General features: G+C 52.9%; 15 protein-coding genes. All 15 read left to right on the forward strand.

What is annotated here, in order from left to right; all coding sequences use genetic code 11:
- Window positions 1–6 precede the first annotated feature (6 nt).
- The 15 genes from atpE (at window position 7) to phoU (ending at window position 15,142) form a co-directional block, all read left to right on the forward strand.
- Window positions 7–246, forward strand: a complete 240-nt coding sequence (atpE, locus tag EYY67_RS13830) for a F0F1 ATP synthase subunit C (RefSeq protein WP_004093904.1) — start codon at window positions 7–9, stop codon at window positions 244–246.
- Window positions 247–311: 65 nt separating this feature from the next.
- Window positions 312–782 carry a F0F1 ATP synthase subunit B gene (gene atpF / locus EYY67_RS13835; protein ID WP_095924051.1) on the forward strand — a complete coding sequence of 157 codons (471 nt, stop codon included), beginning with the start codon at window positions 312–314 and terminating at the stop codon, window positions 780–782.
- Window positions 783–796: 14 nt separating this feature from the next.
- Window positions 797–1,330: a F0F1 ATP synthase subunit delta gene (gene atpH, locus EYY67_RS13840; RefSeq protein WP_095924050.1), complete on the forward strand. Its 534-nt coding sequence runs from the start codon at window positions 797–799 to the stop codon at window positions 1,328–1,330.
- Between the two features lie 12 nt (window positions 1,331–1,342).
- Window positions 1,343–2,884, forward strand: a complete 1,542-nt coding sequence (atpA, locus tag EYY67_RS13845; RefSeq protein ID WP_013577682.1) for a F0F1 ATP synthase subunit alpha — start codon at window positions 1,343–1,345, stop codon at window positions 2,882–2,884.
- A gap of 71 nt (window positions 2,885–2,955) precedes the next feature.
- On the forward strand, window positions 2,956–3,819 hold the full coding sequence (atpG, locus tag EYY67_RS13850) for a F0F1 ATP synthase subunit gamma (RefSeq protein ID WP_013577683.1): 864 nt from the start codon (window positions 2,956–2,958) through the stop codon (window positions 3,817–3,819).
- Between the two features lie 32 nt (window positions 3,820–3,851).
- A complete protein-coding gene (atpD, locus tag EYY67_RS13855) occupies window positions 3,852–5,234 on the forward strand; it encodes a F0F1 ATP synthase subunit beta (protein WP_095924049.1) in 1,383 nt (460 codons plus the stop codon).
- 27 nt (window positions 5,235–5,261) lie between these two features.
- The gene (locus EYY67_RS13860; RefSeq protein WP_095924048.1) at window positions 5,262–5,684 is read left to right on the forward strand and encodes a F0F1 ATP synthase subunit epsilon; all 423 of its coding nucleotides are present in this window, start codon (window positions 5,262–5,264) and stop codon (window positions 5,682–5,684) included.
- Between the two features lie 271 nt (window positions 5,685–5,955).
- Complete coding sequence (gene glmU, locus EYY67_RS13865) at window positions 5,956–7,326, forward strand: bifunctional UDP-N-acetylglucosamine diphosphorylase/glucosamine-1-phosphate N-acetyltransferase GlmU (protein ID WP_095924047.1); 1,371 nt, start codon at window positions 5,956–5,958, stop codon at window positions 7,324–7,326.
- Between the two features lie 131 nt (window positions 7,327–7,457).
- Window positions 7,458–9,287 (forward strand): glutamine--fructose-6-phosphate transaminase (isomerizing), encoded by a 1,830-nt coding sequence (gene glmS, locus EYY67_RS13870; RefSeq protein ID WP_095924046.1) that lies wholly within the window; start codon window positions 7,458–7,460, stop codon window positions 9,285–9,287.
- A gap of 165 nt (window positions 9,288–9,452) precedes the next feature.
- The gene (gene rluF / locus EYY67_RS13875; RefSeq protein ID WP_119825592.1) at window positions 9,453–10,340 is read left to right on the forward strand and encodes a 23S rRNA pseudouridine(2604) synthase RluF; all 888 of its coding nucleotides are present in this window, start codon (window positions 9,453–9,455) and stop codon (window positions 10,338–10,340) included.
- 216 nt (window positions 10,341–10,556) lie between these two features.
- Window positions 10,557–11,597, forward strand: coding sequence for a phosphate ABC transporter substrate-binding protein PstS (pstS, locus tag EYY67_RS13880; protein ID WP_095924044.1), 1,041 nt, complete (start codon window positions 10,557–10,559; stop codon window positions 11,595–11,597).
- A 94-nt stretch (window positions 11,598–11,691) separates the two neighbouring features.
- Window positions 11,692–12,648: a phosphate ABC transporter permease PstC gene (gene pstC, locus EYY67_RS13885; RefSeq protein WP_095924043.1), complete on the forward strand. Its 957-nt coding sequence runs from the start codon at window positions 11,692–11,694 to the stop codon at window positions 12,646–12,648.
- Window position 12,649: 1 nt separating this feature from the next.
- Window positions 12,650–13,537 (forward strand): phosphate ABC transporter permease PstA, encoded by an 888-nt coding sequence (gene pstA, locus EYY67_RS13890; RefSeq protein ID WP_119825590.1) that lies wholly within the window; start codon window positions 12,650–12,652, stop codon window positions 13,535–13,537.
- Window positions 13,538–13,629: 92 nt separating this feature from the next.
- A complete protein-coding gene (pstB, locus tag EYY67_RS13895) occupies window positions 13,630–14,397 on the forward strand; it encodes a phosphate ABC transporter ATP-binding protein PstB (protein WP_013577692.1) in 768 nt (255 codons plus the stop codon).
- 10 nt (window positions 14,398–14,407) lie between these two features.
- The gene (gene phoU / locus EYY67_RS13900) at window positions 14,408–15,142 is read left to right on the forward strand and encodes a phosphate signaling complex protein PhoU (protein WP_095924041.1); all 735 of its coding nucleotides are present in this window, start codon (window positions 14,408–14,410) and stop codon (window positions 15,140–15,142) included.
- The last annotated feature ends 4 nt before the right edge of the window (window positions 15,143–15,146 follow it).

The following is a 15,146-nucleotide window of genomic DNA, read 5'->3' on the forward strand; positions in this document are numbered from 1 at the left end:
ACTGTCATGGAAAACCTGAGTATGGATCTGCTGTACATGGCTGCCGCTGTGATGATGGGCCTGGCGGCAATCGGTGCTGCGATCGGTATCGGCATCTTGGGTGGTAAATTCTTGGAAGGTGCTGCACGTCAGCCTGACCTGATCCCTCTGTTGCGTACACAGTTCTTTATCGTTATGGGTCTGGTCGATGCAATCCCAATGATTGCGGTTGGTCTGGGTCTGTACGTGATGTTTGCTGTCGCCTAACACTGAGTTCGCTCAGCGTTAATCGAACTACATCAAATAATTCACTTTGAAAGAGGCATTGTGCTGTGAATCTTAACGCAACAATCCTCGGCCAGGCTATCGCGTTCGTCCTGTTTGTCTGGTTCTGCATGAAGTACGTATGGCCGCCAATTATGGCTGCCATCGAAAAACGTCAGAAAGAAATTTCTGAAGGTTTATCTTCCGCAGAACGTGCCAAAAAAGAGCTGGACTTAGCGCAAGCCGATGCGACCGACCAACTGAAGAAAGCCAAAGCTGAAGCTCAGGTAATCATCGATCAGGCGAACAAGCGTAAAGCTCAAATCGTCGACGAAGCAAAAGCTGAAGCCGAGCAGGAACGTAACAAGATCGTGACGCAAGCCAAGGCAGAGATCGACGCCGAACGCCAACGCGCCCGTGAAGAGTTGCGTAAGCAAGTCGGGATTTTGGCCATTGCTGGCGCCGAGAAGATCATCGAACGTTCCGTGGATGAAGCTGCTAACAGCGACATCGTTGATAAACTGGTCGCTGAACTGTAAGGAGGGAGGGGCTGATGTCTGAATTTGTAACTGTAGCTCGCCCCTACGCCAAAGCAGCTTTTGACTTTGCCGTTGAGCACCAAAGCTTAGACCGCTGGCAGTCCATGTTAGCGTTCACGGCTGAAGTCACGCGCAATGAACAAATTGAAGAACTGCTTTCCGGTGCTAGCGCGCCAGAAACTTTGTCTAACACGTTTATTGCCGTATGTGGTGAACAACTCGACGACGCAGGCCAAAACCTGATTAAGGTAATGGCCGAAAATGGACGTTTACGCGTTCTTCCGGAAGTGCTGGAGCAGTTTATTGAACTGCGCGCCTCTCTCGAGGCTGTTGCTGAGGTTGAAGTAACCTCAGCCAATCCGCTTTCGGAAGAACAGCAGGCAAAAATTGCTGCTGCGATGGAAAAACGTCTGTCTCGCAAAGTTAAGCTGAATTGCAAAATTGACAAGTCTGTTCTTGCCGGTGTCGTAATCCGTGCAGGTGATATGGTGATTGATGGCAGCGTTCGCAGTCGTCTTGAACGCCTGGCAGACGTCTTGCAGTCTTAAGGGGACTGGAGCATGCAACTGAATTCCACCGAAATCAGCGAACTGATCAAGCAGCGCATTGCTCAGTTCAATGTGGTGAGCGAAGCTCACAATGAAGGTACTATCGTTTCCGTCAGTGACGGGATCATCCGCGTGCACGGCTTAGCCGATGTCATGCAAGGCGAAATGATTGCGCTGCCGGGTAACCGCTACGCTATCGCCCTGAACCTGGAGCGCGACTCCGTAGGTGCCGTTGTCATGGGCCCTTACGCTGACCTCGCCGAAGGTATGAAAGTAAAATGTACTGGCCGTATCCTGGAAGTTCCAGTTGGCCGTGGCCTGCTGGGCCGCGTTGTTAACACCCTGGGTGCGCCAATTGACGGTAAAGGTCCGGTAGAGCACGACGGCTTCTCAGCTGTTGAAGCAATCGCACCTGGCGTTATCGAACGTCAGTCCGTCGATGAACCTGTGCAGACAGGTTATAAGTCCGTTGATGCCATGATCCCAATCGGTCGTGGTCAGCGTGAACTGGTCATCGGCGACCGTCAAACCGGTAAAACAGCTCTGGCGATCGATGCGATCATCAACCAGCGCGATTCCGGCATCAAATGTATCTATGTGGCTATCGGCCAGAAAGCGTCCACCATTTCTAACGTGGTTCGTAAACTGGAAGAGCACGGCGCACTGGCAAACACCATCGTTGTTGTTGCAACTGCATCAGAATCTGCTGCACTGCAATACCTGGCACCGTACTCCGGTTGCGCAATGGGTGAATACTTCCGTGACCGCGGCGAAGACGCACTGATCGTTTATGATGACCTGTCTAAACAGGCTGTTGCTTACCGTCAGATTTCCCTGCTGCTTCGTCGTCCACCAGGTCGTGAAGCTTACCCAGGCGACGTTTTCTATCTCCACTCCCGTCTGCTGGAACGTGCTGCGCGTGTTAACGCCGAGTATGTTGAAGCATTCACCAAGGGTGAAGTGAAAGGCAAAACCGGTTCCCTGACTGCGCTTCCGATCATCGAAACGCAAGCGGGTGACGTTTCCGCGTTCGTTCCGACCAACGTAATCTCGATTACCGATGGTCAGATCTTCCTGGAATCCAACCTGTTCAACGCCGGTATTCGTCCTGCGGTTAACCCGGGTATTTCGGTATCCCGTGTTGGTGGTGCTGCTCAGACTAAGATCATGAAGAAACTGTCCGGTGGTATTCGTACCGCTCTGGCACAGTATCGTGAGCTGGCTGCGTTCTCGCAGTTCGCTTCTGATCTGGATGAGGCAACCCGTAAACAGCTGAACCACGGTCAGAAAGTGACTGAGCTGCTGAAACAGAAACAATACGCTCCGATGTCAATCGTTGCGCAGTCTCTGATCATCTTCGCAGCAGAACGTGGTTATCTGGAAGACGTTGAGTTGTCTAAAGTCGGTAGCTTCGAAGCGGCACTGTTGGCTTACGCCGACCGTGAGCACGGCGAGCTTCTGCAGCAAATCAACCAAACTGGTGCGTATAACGATGAGATCGAGGGTAAATTCAAAAATATCCTCGATACCTTCAAAGCAACCCAGTCCTGGTAATACCTGGCGGCCTTGCTGCCCTGCCTCTGGCAGATAAGCAGCAGGCCGTTTGGTCATGAGGAGAAGCAGAGATGGCCGGCGGAAAAGAGATACGTAGTAAGATCAGCAGCGTGCAAAACACGCAAAAGATCACTAAAGCGATGGAAATGGTCGCCGCCTCCAAAATGCGTAAAACGCAGGATCGCATGGCGGCCAGCCGTCCTTATGCAGAAACCATCCGTGAAGTGATTGGTCACCTTGCGCTTGGGAATCTGGAATACAAGCACCCGTACCTGGATGAGCGCGAAATTAAGCGCGTCGGGTATCTGGTGGTGTCTACCGACCGTGGTCTTTGTGGTGGTCTGAACATTAACCTGTTCAAAAAACTGCTGTCAGAGATGAAAGGCTGGTCCGAAAAAGGTGTTGAAGTTGATCTCGCCCTGATCGGTTCCAAAGCAGCCTCTTTCTTCGGCTCCGTTGGGGGCAACGTTGTTGCTCAGGTGACTGGCATGGGGGATAACCCTTCTCTGTCAGAACTGATCGGACCGGTGAAAGTGATGTTGCAGGCTTTCGACGAAGGTCGTTTAGACAAGTTATGCGTTGTTAGCAATAAATTCGTCAATACCATGTCTCAGGAACCACGCATCGTTCAGTTGTTGCCTCTGCCACCGGCAGAAGACGGCGAACTGGCGAAAAAATCCTGGGATTACCTGTATGAGCCGGACCCTAAAGCACTGCTGGATACCCTCCTGCGTCGCTATGTGGAATCTCAGGTTTATCAGGGCGTCGTAGAAAACCTGGCCAGCGAACAGGCCGCGCGAATGGTAGCGATGAAAGCCGCAACCGATAACGGCGGCAGCCTGATCAAAGAGCTGCAGTTGGTATACAACAAAGCTCGTCAGGCCAGCATCACTCAGGAACTCACCGAGATCGTCGGGGGAGCCTCCGCGGTTTAAGCTAGGTTTACGAATTACGTAGAGGATTCAAGATGGCTACTGGAAAGATTATCCAGGTAATCGGCGCCGTGGTGGACGTCGAGTTCCCTCAGGATGCAGTACCGAACGTGTACAATGCTCTTGAGGTAGAAAACGGTACCTCCAAACTGGTGCTGGAAGTACAGCAACAGTTAGGCGGCGGCGTTGTTCGTTGTATCGCAATGGGTACCTCAGACGGCCTGCGTCGCGGTCTGAAAGTGAACAACCTGGAACACCCAATCGAAGTACCGGTGGGTGTTGCAACACTGGGCCGTATCATGAACGTATTGGGTGAACCAATCGACATGAAAGGTGCAATCGGCGAAGAAGAACGTCGTGCGATTCACCGTGCTGCGCCTTCTTATGAAGAGCTGGCAAACTCCCAGGAACTGCTGGAAACCGGCATCAAAGTTATGGACCTGATGTGTCCGTTCGCTAAGGGCGGTAAAGTCGGTCTGTTCGGTGGTGCGGGTGTTGGTAAAACTGTAAACATGATGGAGCTGATCCGTAATATCGCGATCGAGCACTCCGGTTATTCTGTGTTTGCAGGCGTGGGTGAGCGTACTCGTGAGGGTAACGACTTCTACCACGAAATGACCGAATCCAACGTTATCGACAAAGTTTCCCTGGTGTATGGCCAGATGAATGAGCCACCAGGTAACCGTCTGCGCGTTGCACTGACCGGCCTGACCATGGCGGAGAAATTCCGTGATGAAGGTCGTGACGTACTGCTGTTCGTTGACAACATTTACCGTTATACCCTGGCCGGTACCGAAGTGTCCGCACTTCTGGGCCGTATGCCATCGGCGGTAGGTTATCAGCCAACGCTGGCGGAAGAGATGGGCGCTCTGCAAGAACGTATCACCTCAACCAAAAGTGGTTCTATCACCTCCGTACAGGCCGTTTATGTCCCTGCGGATGACTTGACTGACCCATCCCCAGCCACCACCTTCGCTCACTTAGATGCGACCGTGGTACTGAGCCGTCAGATCGCGTCACTGGGTATCTACCCGGCGGTTGACCCACTGGATTCTACCAGCCGTCAGCTGGATCCACTGGTTGTTGGTCAGGAACACTATGATGTGGCTCGTGGCGTGCAGTCTATTCTGCAACGTTACAAGGAACTGAAAGATATCATCGCGATCCTCGGTATGGATGAGCTGTCAGAAGATGACAAGCTGGCTGTATCCCGTGCGCGTAAGATCGAACGTTTCCTTTCCCAGCCATTCTTCGTGGCCGAAGTCTTCACCGGTTCTCCGGGCAAGTTCGTATCGCTGAAAGATACCATTCGTGGTTTCAAAGGCATTATGGACGGCGACTACGATCACCTGCCGGAACAAGCGTTCTACATGGTTGGCACCATTGATGAAGCAGTGGAAAAAGCCAAGAAACTGTAACGCTAGCTTGTTGTGAGAGAGGATGACATGGCTGAAAAAGCTTACCATCTGGATGTTGTCAGTGCCGAAAAACGTATGTTTGAAGGCATGGTACAAAAGATCCAGGTGACGGGTAGCGAAGGCGAACTGGGTATTTTCCCGGGGCATGCTCCGCTGCTCACCGCCATCAAGCCTGGCATGGTGCGCATTGTTAAAGAACACGGTGAAGAAGAGTATATCTATCTTTCCGGTGGCATCCTTGAGGTGCAACCGAATGCAACGACCGTGTTGGCTGATACTGCAATCCGTGGGCAAGACCTCGACGAAGCGCGCGCGCTTGAAGCTAAGCGCAAAGCGGAAGAACACATTAGTGGTTCTCACGGCGACGTTGATTACGCTCAGGCGTCAGCGGAACTGGCTAAGGCGATCGCGAAACTTCGCGTTATCGAACTGACCAGAAAAGCGATGTAACGACATCAGTTTAAAAAGCGACCTTCGGGTCGCTTTTTTTTTGCTTTTAAAAAAGCCGTTTTTCAGTGTTTTTCCCAAGGCTAATTTCTGTTTTTAATGGAATACTTGGGTGATTACCGGACACTTTACCCTCAGATTTTTTGGTGTAGTCTATACCTTGTTCAACCCTTGCAGGCTGCGGCTTGCCGGTGGTTTTAGAAGCGAAATATGTAGTAATCCGTGCAGCGAACGGGTTACTTTTGTCACTCAAATTGGATTTGTCAGGTTACCTATGTCGAACAGCACACTGAGTGTGGTGATCCTTGCCGCGGGCAAGGGAACACGCATGTACTCCAACCTTCCTAAAGTTCTTCATCCCCTGGCGGGCAAGCCAATGGTTCAGCACGTCATTGATGCGGCCACGCAGGTGGGCGCCCGCAACGTGCATCTGGTCTATGGTCACGGTGGTGATTTGCTGAAGAAAAATCTGGCAGGCAGTGATCTGAACTGGGTATTGCAGGCGGAGCAACTGGGTACCGGTCATGCGATGCAGCAGGCGGCACCTTACTTTGCCGATGACGAAGATGTGCTGATGCTGTACGGCGATGTTCCGCTGATTTCCGTCGATACGCTGAATAATTTACTGCAAGCCAAACCGGAAGGTGGCATTGGTTTGCTGACTGTCGTACTCGATGATCCCACCGGTTATGGCCGTATTGTCCGCGAGAACGGTATTGTTACCGGCATCATTGAGCAGAAAGACGCCAGCGAAGAACAGCTGAAAATTCGCGAAATTAACACCGGAATTCTGGTGGCCAATGGCGCGTCATTCAAACGGTGGCTGAGCCAGCTGAATAACAACAATGCGCAGGGTGAATATTACATCACCGATATCATTGCGATGGCGCATGCCGAAGGGCATGTCATCGCCACGGTTCATCCGGCGCGTAACAGTGAAGTGGATGGCGTGAATAACCGTCTGCAACTGTCCCGTCTTGAGCGCGTATACCAGAGTGAGCAGGCAGAGCGCCTGTTACTCGAAGGCGTCATGCTGATGGATCCTGCCCGGTTTGATTTGCGTGGTGAACTGGCCCACGGTATCGATGTGCTGATCGACACGAATGTCATTATCGAAGGTCACGTCAAACTGGGTGATCGCGTCAAAATCGGCACCGGCTGTGTTCTGAAAAACTGCGTGATTGGCGATGACTGTGAAGTCAGCCCGTACAGCGTTTTCGAAGATGCCGTGCTGGAAAGCGGCTGCACTGTCGGTCCTTTCGCCCGTCTGCGTCCCGGCGCGGAACTGGCGGAAGGCGCACATGTCGGCAATTTTGTTGAAATCAAAAAAGCGCGTCTGGGCAAAGGCTCCAAAGCCGGCCATCTTTCCTACCTCGGCGATGCTGAGATCGGGGATAACGTGAACATCGGCGCAGGCACCATCACCTGCAACTATGATGGTGTGAACAAGCATAAAACCATCATCGGTCACGATGTCTTTGTCGGTTCAGATTCACAACTGGTTGCGCCTGTCACCGTGGGTAATAACGTGACGATCGCTGCCGGTACTACGGTCACGCGCGACGTGCCGGACAATGGTTTACTGTTAAGCCGGGTGCCGCAGGTGCATAAACCTGACTGGCAGAAACCGGTAAAGAAAAAATAAGCTGTTCATAATAATCCCCAACTCTCTACAAGGCTCGGGGAACCGCAAGTACACCGGAAAACGGGGCTTGCGGATAAATCAGGTCAGGCATCAAAAAAGGTCCCGAAAGACCGTCAATAGGAATAAAACTGATGTGTGGAATTGTAGGCGCAGTAGCGCAACGCGATATTGCTGAAATTCTGTTAGAAGGTTTACGCCGTCTCGAATACCGCGGGTATGACTCTGCCGGTCTGGCTGTCATCGATGCTGACGGGAAAATGGGGCGCTTGCGTCGTCTGGGTAAAGTCCAGATGCTGGCTGATGCACTGGATCAACATCCTTTGCATGGCGGCACCGGGATTGCTCACACCCGCTGGGCAACACACGGCGAACCTTCTGAAGCGAACGCTCATCCGCATGTATCTGATTACATTGCCGTGGTGCATAACGGCATTATCGAAAACCACGAACCTCTGCGTGAATTACTGATTGAACGCGGCTACCGTTTTGATTCCGAAACGGATACCGAAGTGATCGCGCATCTGGTGCATTGGGAACAACTTCAGGGCGGCACGCTGCTGGAAGTGGTTCAGCGGGTGATCCCGCAACTGCGTGGCGCCTACGGCACCGTAGTGATGGACCGGCGTGATCCGTCCGTTCTGGTCGCCGCCCGTTCCGGCAGCCCGCTGGTGATTGGCCGTGGCGTCGGAGAAAACTTCATTGCTTCCGATCAGCTGGCGCTGCTGCCGGTGACCCGTCGCTTCCTGTTCCTGGAAGAAGGCGATGTGGCCGAAGTGAAACGTCGTTCCGTCAGCGTATATGACAAAAATGGTCATGCCGTTGAGCGTGTGGAAATCGAATCCAAAGTGCAGTACGACGCCGGTGATAAAGGCGTTTACCGCCACTACATGCAAAAAGAGATTTACGAACAACCGCTGGCGATCAAAAACACTCTGGAAGGGCGTTTCAGTCACGGCGAAGTCAACCTGAGCGAGCTGGGTGAAAAAGCTGACGAAATTCTCTCCCGTGTTCAGCACGTGCAGATTATCGCCTGTGGCACCTCATACAACTCCGGTATGGTGGCGCGTTACTGGTTCGAGTCGCTGGCGGGGATGCCGTGTGACGTCGAAATCGCCTCAGAATTCCGCTATCGCAAATCCGCCGTGCGTCCGGGCAGCCTGATCATCACGCTGTCTCAGTCTGGCGAAACGGCTGATACGCTGGCAGCGTTGCGTCTGTCGAAAGAACTGGGTTATCTCGGTTCTCTGGCAGTGTGTAACGTGGCCGGTTCTTCTCTGGTGCGTGAATCCGATCTGGCGCTGATGACCAAAGCCGGTACCGAAATCGGTGTGGCCTCAACCAAAGCGTTCACCACGCAGCTGACCGTTCTGCTGATGCTGGTGGCGCGTATGGGCCGCCTGAAAGGTATGGATCCTCAGGTCGAGCACGACATCGTTCACGCGCTTCAGGCGTTACCTGCGCGTATTGAACAAATGTTGTCGCTGGATAAAACCATCGAAACGCTGGCAGAAGGTTTCTCTGACAAGCATCACGCCCTGTTCCTTGGCCGTGGCGATCAGTACCCGATCGCGATGGAAGGTGCGCTGAAGCTGAAAGAGATTTCGTACATTCATGCGGAAGCCTATGCGGCGGGCGAGCTGAAACATGGCCCGCTGGCGCTGATCGATGCAGATATGCCGGTGATCGTCGTTGCGCCGAACAATGAGCTGCTGGAAAAACTGAAATCGAATATCGAAGAAGTGCGCGCCCGTGGCGGGTTGTTGTACGTCTTTGCCGATCAGGACGCCGGTTTCACCGACAGCGAAGGCATGAAGATTATCCAGTTGCCACACGTTGAAGAGATCGTCGCACCGATTTTCTACACCGTGCCGTTACAGCTGCTGTCTTACTATGTTGCCCTGATTAAAGGGACTGACGTGGATCAGCCGCGTAACCTGGCGAAATCTGTGACCGTCGAATAAAACCGACCGGTTTCAGTCATGTAATGTCTAAGCGCCTCCCGGGGCGCTTTTTTTTCATTACCGGCTTTTTTCTTTGTCAGCCGCGGTCACGATTCTGTGTCACGGACTTCGTAACCCGCGCCGGATAAGGTATAGTTCGCGTTTTTTACGAAGGTGCTTTGCTGAATGCTGAACAACTCCTCCATTCGTCTTAACAAATACATTAGCGAGAGCGGTATCTGCTCGCGCCGCGATGCCGATCGTTACATCGAACAGGGAAATGTTTTTATCAACGGCAGGCGTGCCGCGGTAGGTGCTCAGGTATTTGCCGGCGATGTGGTGAAAGTTAACGGTCAGCTTATCGAGCCGCGTGATGAAGAAGATCTGGTGCTTATCGCGCTGAACAAGCCGGTCGGTATTATCACGACGATGGAAGAAGGTGAACGGGACAACATCCGCGATTTCGTTAACCACAGCAAACGTGTCTTCCCGATTGGCCGTCTGGACAAAGATTCGCAGGGACTGATTTTACTGACCAACCACGGTGATCTGGTCAACAAAATCCTGCGCGCCGGTAACGACCACGAAAAAGAATACGTCGTGACCGTCAACAAACCGATCACTGATGAGTTTATTGCCGGTATGGGCGCGGGCGTGCCGATGCTCGGAACCGTGACCAAAAAATGCAAAGTGAAGAAAGAAGCACCGATGGTGTTTCGTATTACGCTGGTGCAGGGGCTTAACCGCCAGATCCGCCGTATGACCAAGCATTTCGGTTACGAAGTCACTAAGCTTGAGCGCGTGCGTATCATGAACATCAATCTGAAAGGATTGCCGCTGGGCGAATGGCGCGACCTGACCGATGATGAACTGATTGAGTTATTTAAACTGATTGAAAATTCGTCGTCTGAAGATAAACCGGCGAAAAAAGCGCAGGCAAAAACTGCTCAGGCTAAGAAACCCACTGCTGCAAAACCCGCTGTCACAAAACCGAAAAATACGGAAAAGCCAGACGCTAACGCTGCGTCCCGTAAGCGTTTTGCACAGCCGGGACGGAAGAAGAAAGGGCGATAATCTGACCGTTTTTTGTCTTCAGCCGGTGTCAAAACCGGCATTTCCCTCCTAAAATCCCCGCTTTTTGCCCGTAACGTTCGAATTGTGACCAGTGTCATAAAACTGTCATATAACGTACATTTTACTGTCACTAAACTGTCCTATTTTCCTCCTGTGCCAAACACTTTAATTAACGTCGACATCAGTCGGGAAGTTTAAAACCACCAGGAGTGGAACATGAAATTGATGCGTAACACCGTCGCCGGTCTTGTAGCAGCGACTTTCTCCCTCACAGCAATGTCTGCTTTCGCTGCCACTAACCTGACTGGCGCTGGCGGTACTTTCCCTGCCCCTGTCTACGCGAAATGGGCAGACGCTTATCAGAAAGCCACCGGTACTCAGGTTAACTATCAGGGCATCGGTTCTTCCGGCGGCGTGAAACAAATCATCGCCAAAACGGTGGATTTCGGCGCATCTGATGCACCGATGAAACAAGAAGATCTCGACAAAAATGGCCTGTTCCAGTTCCCTACCGTGATCGGTGGCGTGGTACTGGCGGTGAACATCCCGGGCATCAAATCTGGTCAGCTGACGCTGGATGGCGCGACGCTGGGTGACATCTACCTCGGCAAAATTAAAAAGTGGAACGACGCGGCGATCACTAAGCTGAACCCGGGCGTGACACTGCCAGACACCAATATCGCGGTGGTTCGCCGTGCGGATGGTTCTGGTACTTCCTTCGTGTTCACCAGCTATCTGGCGAAAGTGAACAGCGAGTGGAAAGACAAAATCGGTTCAGGTTCTACGGTTAACTGGCCTACCGGTCTGGGCGGCAAAGGTAACGACGGCGTGGCCGCTTTCGTACAGCGTCTGCCGGGTTCAATCGGTTACGTAGAATATGCTTACGCCAAGCAAAACAACCTGGCTTACACCAAACTGGTGGATGCCGATGGTAAAGCGATCAGCCCGACAGAAGAGTCCTTCAGTGCAGCCGCCAAAGGCGCTGACTGGAGCAAAACCTTCGCTCAGGACCTGACCAATCAGAAAGGTGATAACGCGTGGCCAATCAGTTCCACCACCTTTATCCTGATTTACAAAGACCAGCAAAATGCAGAGAAAGGCACTGAAGTGCTGAAGTTCTTCGACTGGGCTTACAAAAACGGCAACAAACTGACCACCGATTTGGATTACGCCGCACTGCCTGATTCTGTTGTTGAGCAGATCCGCGCAGCCTGGAAAACCAATATCAAAGACAGCAGCGGTAAAGCACTTTACTAGGATCTGGCCTCGGGTCTGATATAGAGTACAAGTCTTCTGCTTCATTCCCTCTCCGGCCGGGGAGGGAATTAAATCTGAATTAAAAGAGAGTGGTATGGCTGAATACAAGCCGGCTATTAAGGCACCCAGCAAAAACGGTGACATCCTCTTCGGCGCGCTGGTCAAACTGGCTGCGCTGATTGTGCTATTTATGCTGGGCGGTATTATCGTCTCGCTGTTTATCGCGTCGTTACCCAGCATTGAAAAGTTCGGACTGTCTTTCCTGTGGACGAAAACCTGGGATGCGCCGAACGAGCAATTCGGTGCGCTGGTGCCGATTTACGGCACGGTCGTGACCTCCGTGATTGCCCTGCTGATTGCGGTTCCGGTCAGCTTTGGTATCGCATTATTCCTCACCGAGCTGGCGCCGAACTGGATGAAACGCCCGCTTGGTATCGCGATTGAACTGCTGGCGGCCATCCCCAGTATTGTTTACGGCATGTGGGGCCTGTTCGTTTTCGCCCCGCTGTTTGCGCAGTACTTCCAGACACCGGTGGGCGACGTCCTTTCCGGTATCCCGATTGTCGGCGCACTGTTCGCCGGGCCGGGGTTTGGTATCGGCATTCTGGCAGCAGGCGTCATTCTTGCCATCATGATCATCCCGTACATTGCCTCCGTCATGCGCGACGTGTTCGAGCAAACGCCGGTGATGATGAAAGAATCCGCTTACGGTATTGGCTGCACCACGTGGGAAGTGATCTGGCGCATCGTGCTGCCGTTCACCAAAAACGGCGTGATTGGCGGCGTTATGCTTGGCCTTGGCCGCGCGCTGGGCGAAACCATGGCGGTGACCTTTATCATTGGTAACACCTACCAGCTCGACAGCGTCTCACTGTACGCGCCGGGCAACAGTATCACTTCGGCGCTGGCCAACGAATTCGCCGAAGCGGAAGCCGGTCTGCACACCGCCGCACTGATGGAACTGGGCCTGATCCTGTTCGTCATCACCTTTATTGTTCTGGCGCTGTCAAAAGTCATGATCCTGCGTCTGGCTAAGAAAGAGGGCCGTTAAGATGACGACACTCGAAATGCAAAGTAACGCAGCATTACTGGAATCACGTCGTAAACGTCAGGCATGGCGTCGTCAGAAAAACCGCCTGGCGCTGATGGTCTCCATGATGACCATGGCGTTTGGCCTGTTCTGGCTGGTGTGGATCCTGTTTACCACCGTTGTTAAAGGCGTTGATGGCATGTCGCTGGCGCTGTTCACGCAAAATACGCCGCCACCGAATACCGCAGGCGGCGGTCTGGCGAACGCCATTGCGGGCAGCGGACTACTGATTTTGTGGGCCACGGTGATTGGTACGCCACTGGGCGTCATGGCGGGGATTTATCTCGCCGAATATGGCCGTAAGTCCTGGCTGGCGGAATTCATTCGTTTCATTAACGACATTCTGCTTTCCGCACCTTCCATCGTTGTTGGCCTGTTTGTGTACACCATTATGGTGGCAAAAATGGGGCACTTCTCTGGCTGGGCGGGCGTGCTGGCGCTGGCGTTGTTACAGATCCCGATTGTTATCCGTACCACGGAAAACATGCTGAAACTGGTGCCGGACAGCCTGCGTGAAGCGGCTTATGCGCTGGGGACGCCAAAATGGAAAATGATTTCGGCCATCACCCTGAAAGCCTCGGTTTCCGGCATCATCACCGGCATCCTGCTGGCCATTGCCCGTATTGCCGGTGAAACCGCACCGCTGCTGTTTACGTCGCTCTCCAACCAGTTCTGGAGCACAGACATGATGCAGCCGATTGCCAACCTGCCGGTCACTATCTTTAAGTTTGCGATGAGCCCGTTTGGCGAATGGCAACAACTGGCCTGGGCGGGCGTGCTGCTGATTACGGTGTGCGTACTGTTGCTCAATATTCTGGCGCGTGTGATTTTCGCCCCGAAAAAGCAATAAGTTGATTCATTATTGATGGCAGACGATATCGCCTGCCGTCACTGTTTACCCGGCGTCGCCACGCGGCGCGCGAATAAGAGAGATGTCTGAGAATGACTGACGCATCCAACAGCAAAATTCAGGTTCGCGATCTGAACTTTTATTACGGCAAATTCCACGCGCTGAAAAATATTTCCCTGGATATCGCTAAGAACGAAGTCACGGCATTCATCGGCCCGTCTGGTTGTGGCAAATCCACGCTGCTGCGTACGTTTAACAAAATGTACCAGCTGTATCCGGAACAGCACGCGGAAGGCGAGATCCTGCTCGATGGCGAAAACATTCTGGTCGATAAACAGGATATCGCGCTGCTGCGCGCCAAAGTCGGCATGGTCTTCCAGAAACCGACGCCATTCCCGATGTCGATTTACGACAACATCGCTTTCGGTGTCCGTCTGTTTGAAAAACTTTCCCGCACCGATATGGATGAGCGTGTGCAATGGGCGCTGACCAAAGCCGCGTTGTGGAATGAATCCAAAGACAAGCTGCACCAGAGCGGTTACAGCCTGTCCGGCGGTCAGCAACAGCGTCTGTGTATCGCACGGGGTATTGCGATCCGCCCTGACGTTCTGCTGCTCGATGAACCGTGCTCCGCGCTGGATCCGATCTCTACCGGCCGTATCGAAGAGCTGATCACCGAGCTAAAATCTGATTACACCGTGGTGATCGTGACTCACAACATGCAGCAGGCTGCGCGTTGTTCAGATCGCACTGCGTTTATGTATCTGGGCGAACTGATCGAATACAGCGACACTGACTCGCTGTTCACGTCACCAGCGCGCAAACAGACTGAAGATTACATTACTGGCCGCTACGGTTGAGGTAAGAACAATGGACAACCTGAACTTAAACAAACATATATCCGGCCAGTTCAATGCCGAGCTGGAGCATATCCGTACGCAGGTTCTGGCGATGGGTGGCCTGGTTGAGCAGCAACTGACAGATGCCATCACCGCCATGCACAATCAGGATGCGGAACTGGCACAGCAGGTCATTCAGGGCGATGACAAAGTGAACATGATGGAAGTGGCGATCGACGAAGCCTGCGTGCGCATTATTGCCAAGCGCCAGCCGACCGCCAGCGACCTGCGTTTAGTCATGGCGATCATCAAAACCATTTCTGAGCTGGAACGTATCGGCGACGTGGCGGATAAAATCTGCCGTACGGCGCTGGAAAAATTCTCGCACCTGCACCAGCCTTTGCTGGTGAGTCTGGAGTCGCTTGGCCGCCACACCGTGCAGATGCTGCATGATGTGCTGGATGCCTTTGCGCGTATGGATCTTGACGAAGCGGTACGTATTTACCGTGAAGACAAGAAAGTGGATCAGGAATATGAAGGCATTGTGCGCCAGCTGATGACCTACATGATGGAAGATCCGCGCACCATTCCCAGCGTGCTGACCGCGTTGTTCTGCGCGCGTTCTATCGAGCGTATCGGCGACCGTTGCCAGAATATTTGCGAATTCATTTTCTACTTCGTCAAAGGCCAGGATTTCCGTCATGTGGGCGGCGATGCGCTGGACAAATTGCTGACCGACGGCAAAGGCGACGCGGATAAAGAATAAAAAA

Origin of the sequence: Rahnella victoriana, assembly GCF_004330295.1 — a bacterium.
GTDB classification, from domain to species: domain Bacteria; phylum Pseudomonadota; class Gammaproteobacteria; order Enterobacterales; family Enterobacteriaceae; genus Rahnella; species Rahnella victoriana.

What these genes read in the sequence shown, in the direction of transcription:
- atpE (WP_004093904.1), top strand. Translation starts at nt 7, where the DNA reads ATGGAAAACCTGAGTATGGATCTGCTGTACATGGCTGCCGCTGTGATG.
- atpH (WP_095924050.1), top strand. Translation starts at nt 797, where the DNA reads ATGTCTGAATTTGTAACTGTAGCTCGCCCCTACGCCAAAGCAGCTTTT.
- atpA (WP_013577682.1), top strand. Translation starts at nt 1,343, where the DNA reads ATGCAACTGAATTCCACCGAAATCAGCGAACTGATCAAGCAGCGCATT.
- atpG (WP_013577683.1), top strand. Translation starts at nt 2,956, where the DNA reads ATGGCCGGCGGAAAAGAGATACGTAGTAAGATCAGCAGCGTGCAAAAC.
- atpD (WP_095924049.1), top strand. Translation starts at nt 3,852, where the DNA reads ATGGCTACTGGAAAGATTATCCAGGTAATCGGCGCCGTGGTGGACGTC.
- EYY67_RS13860 (WP_095924048.1), top strand. Translation starts at nt 5,262, where the DNA reads ATGGCTGAAAAAGCTTACCATCTGGATGTTGTCAGTGCCGAAAAACGT.
- glmU (WP_095924047.1), top strand. Translation starts at nt 5,956, where the DNA reads ATGTCGAACAGCACACTGAGTGTGGTGATCCTTGCCGCGGGCAAGGGA.
- glmS (WP_095924046.1), top strand. Translation starts at nt 7,458, where the DNA reads ATGTGTGGAATTGTAGGCGCAGTAGCGCAACGCGATATTGCTGAAATT.
- rluF (WP_119825592.1), top strand. Translation starts at nt 9,453, where the DNA reads ATGCTGAACAACTCCTCCATTCGTCTTAACAAATACATTAGCGAGAGC.
- pstS (WP_095924044.1), top strand. Translation starts at nt 10,557, where the DNA reads ATGAAATTGATGCGTAACACCGTCGCCGGTCTTGTAGCAGCGACTTTC.
- pstC (WP_095924043.1), top strand. Translation starts at nt 11,692, where the DNA reads ATGGCTGAATACAAGCCGGCTATTAAGGCACCCAGCAAAAACGGTGAC.
- pstA (WP_119825590.1), top strand. Translation starts at nt 12,650, where the DNA reads ATGACGACACTCGAAATGCAAAGTAACGCAGCATTACTGGAATCACGT.
- pstB (WP_013577692.1), top strand. Translation starts at nt 13,630, where the DNA reads ATGACTGACGCATCCAACAGCAAAATTCAGGTTCGCGATCTGAACTTT.
- phoU (WP_095924041.1), top strand. Translation starts at nt 14,408, where the DNA reads ATGGACAACCTGAACTTAAACAAACATATATCCGGCCAGTTCAATGCC.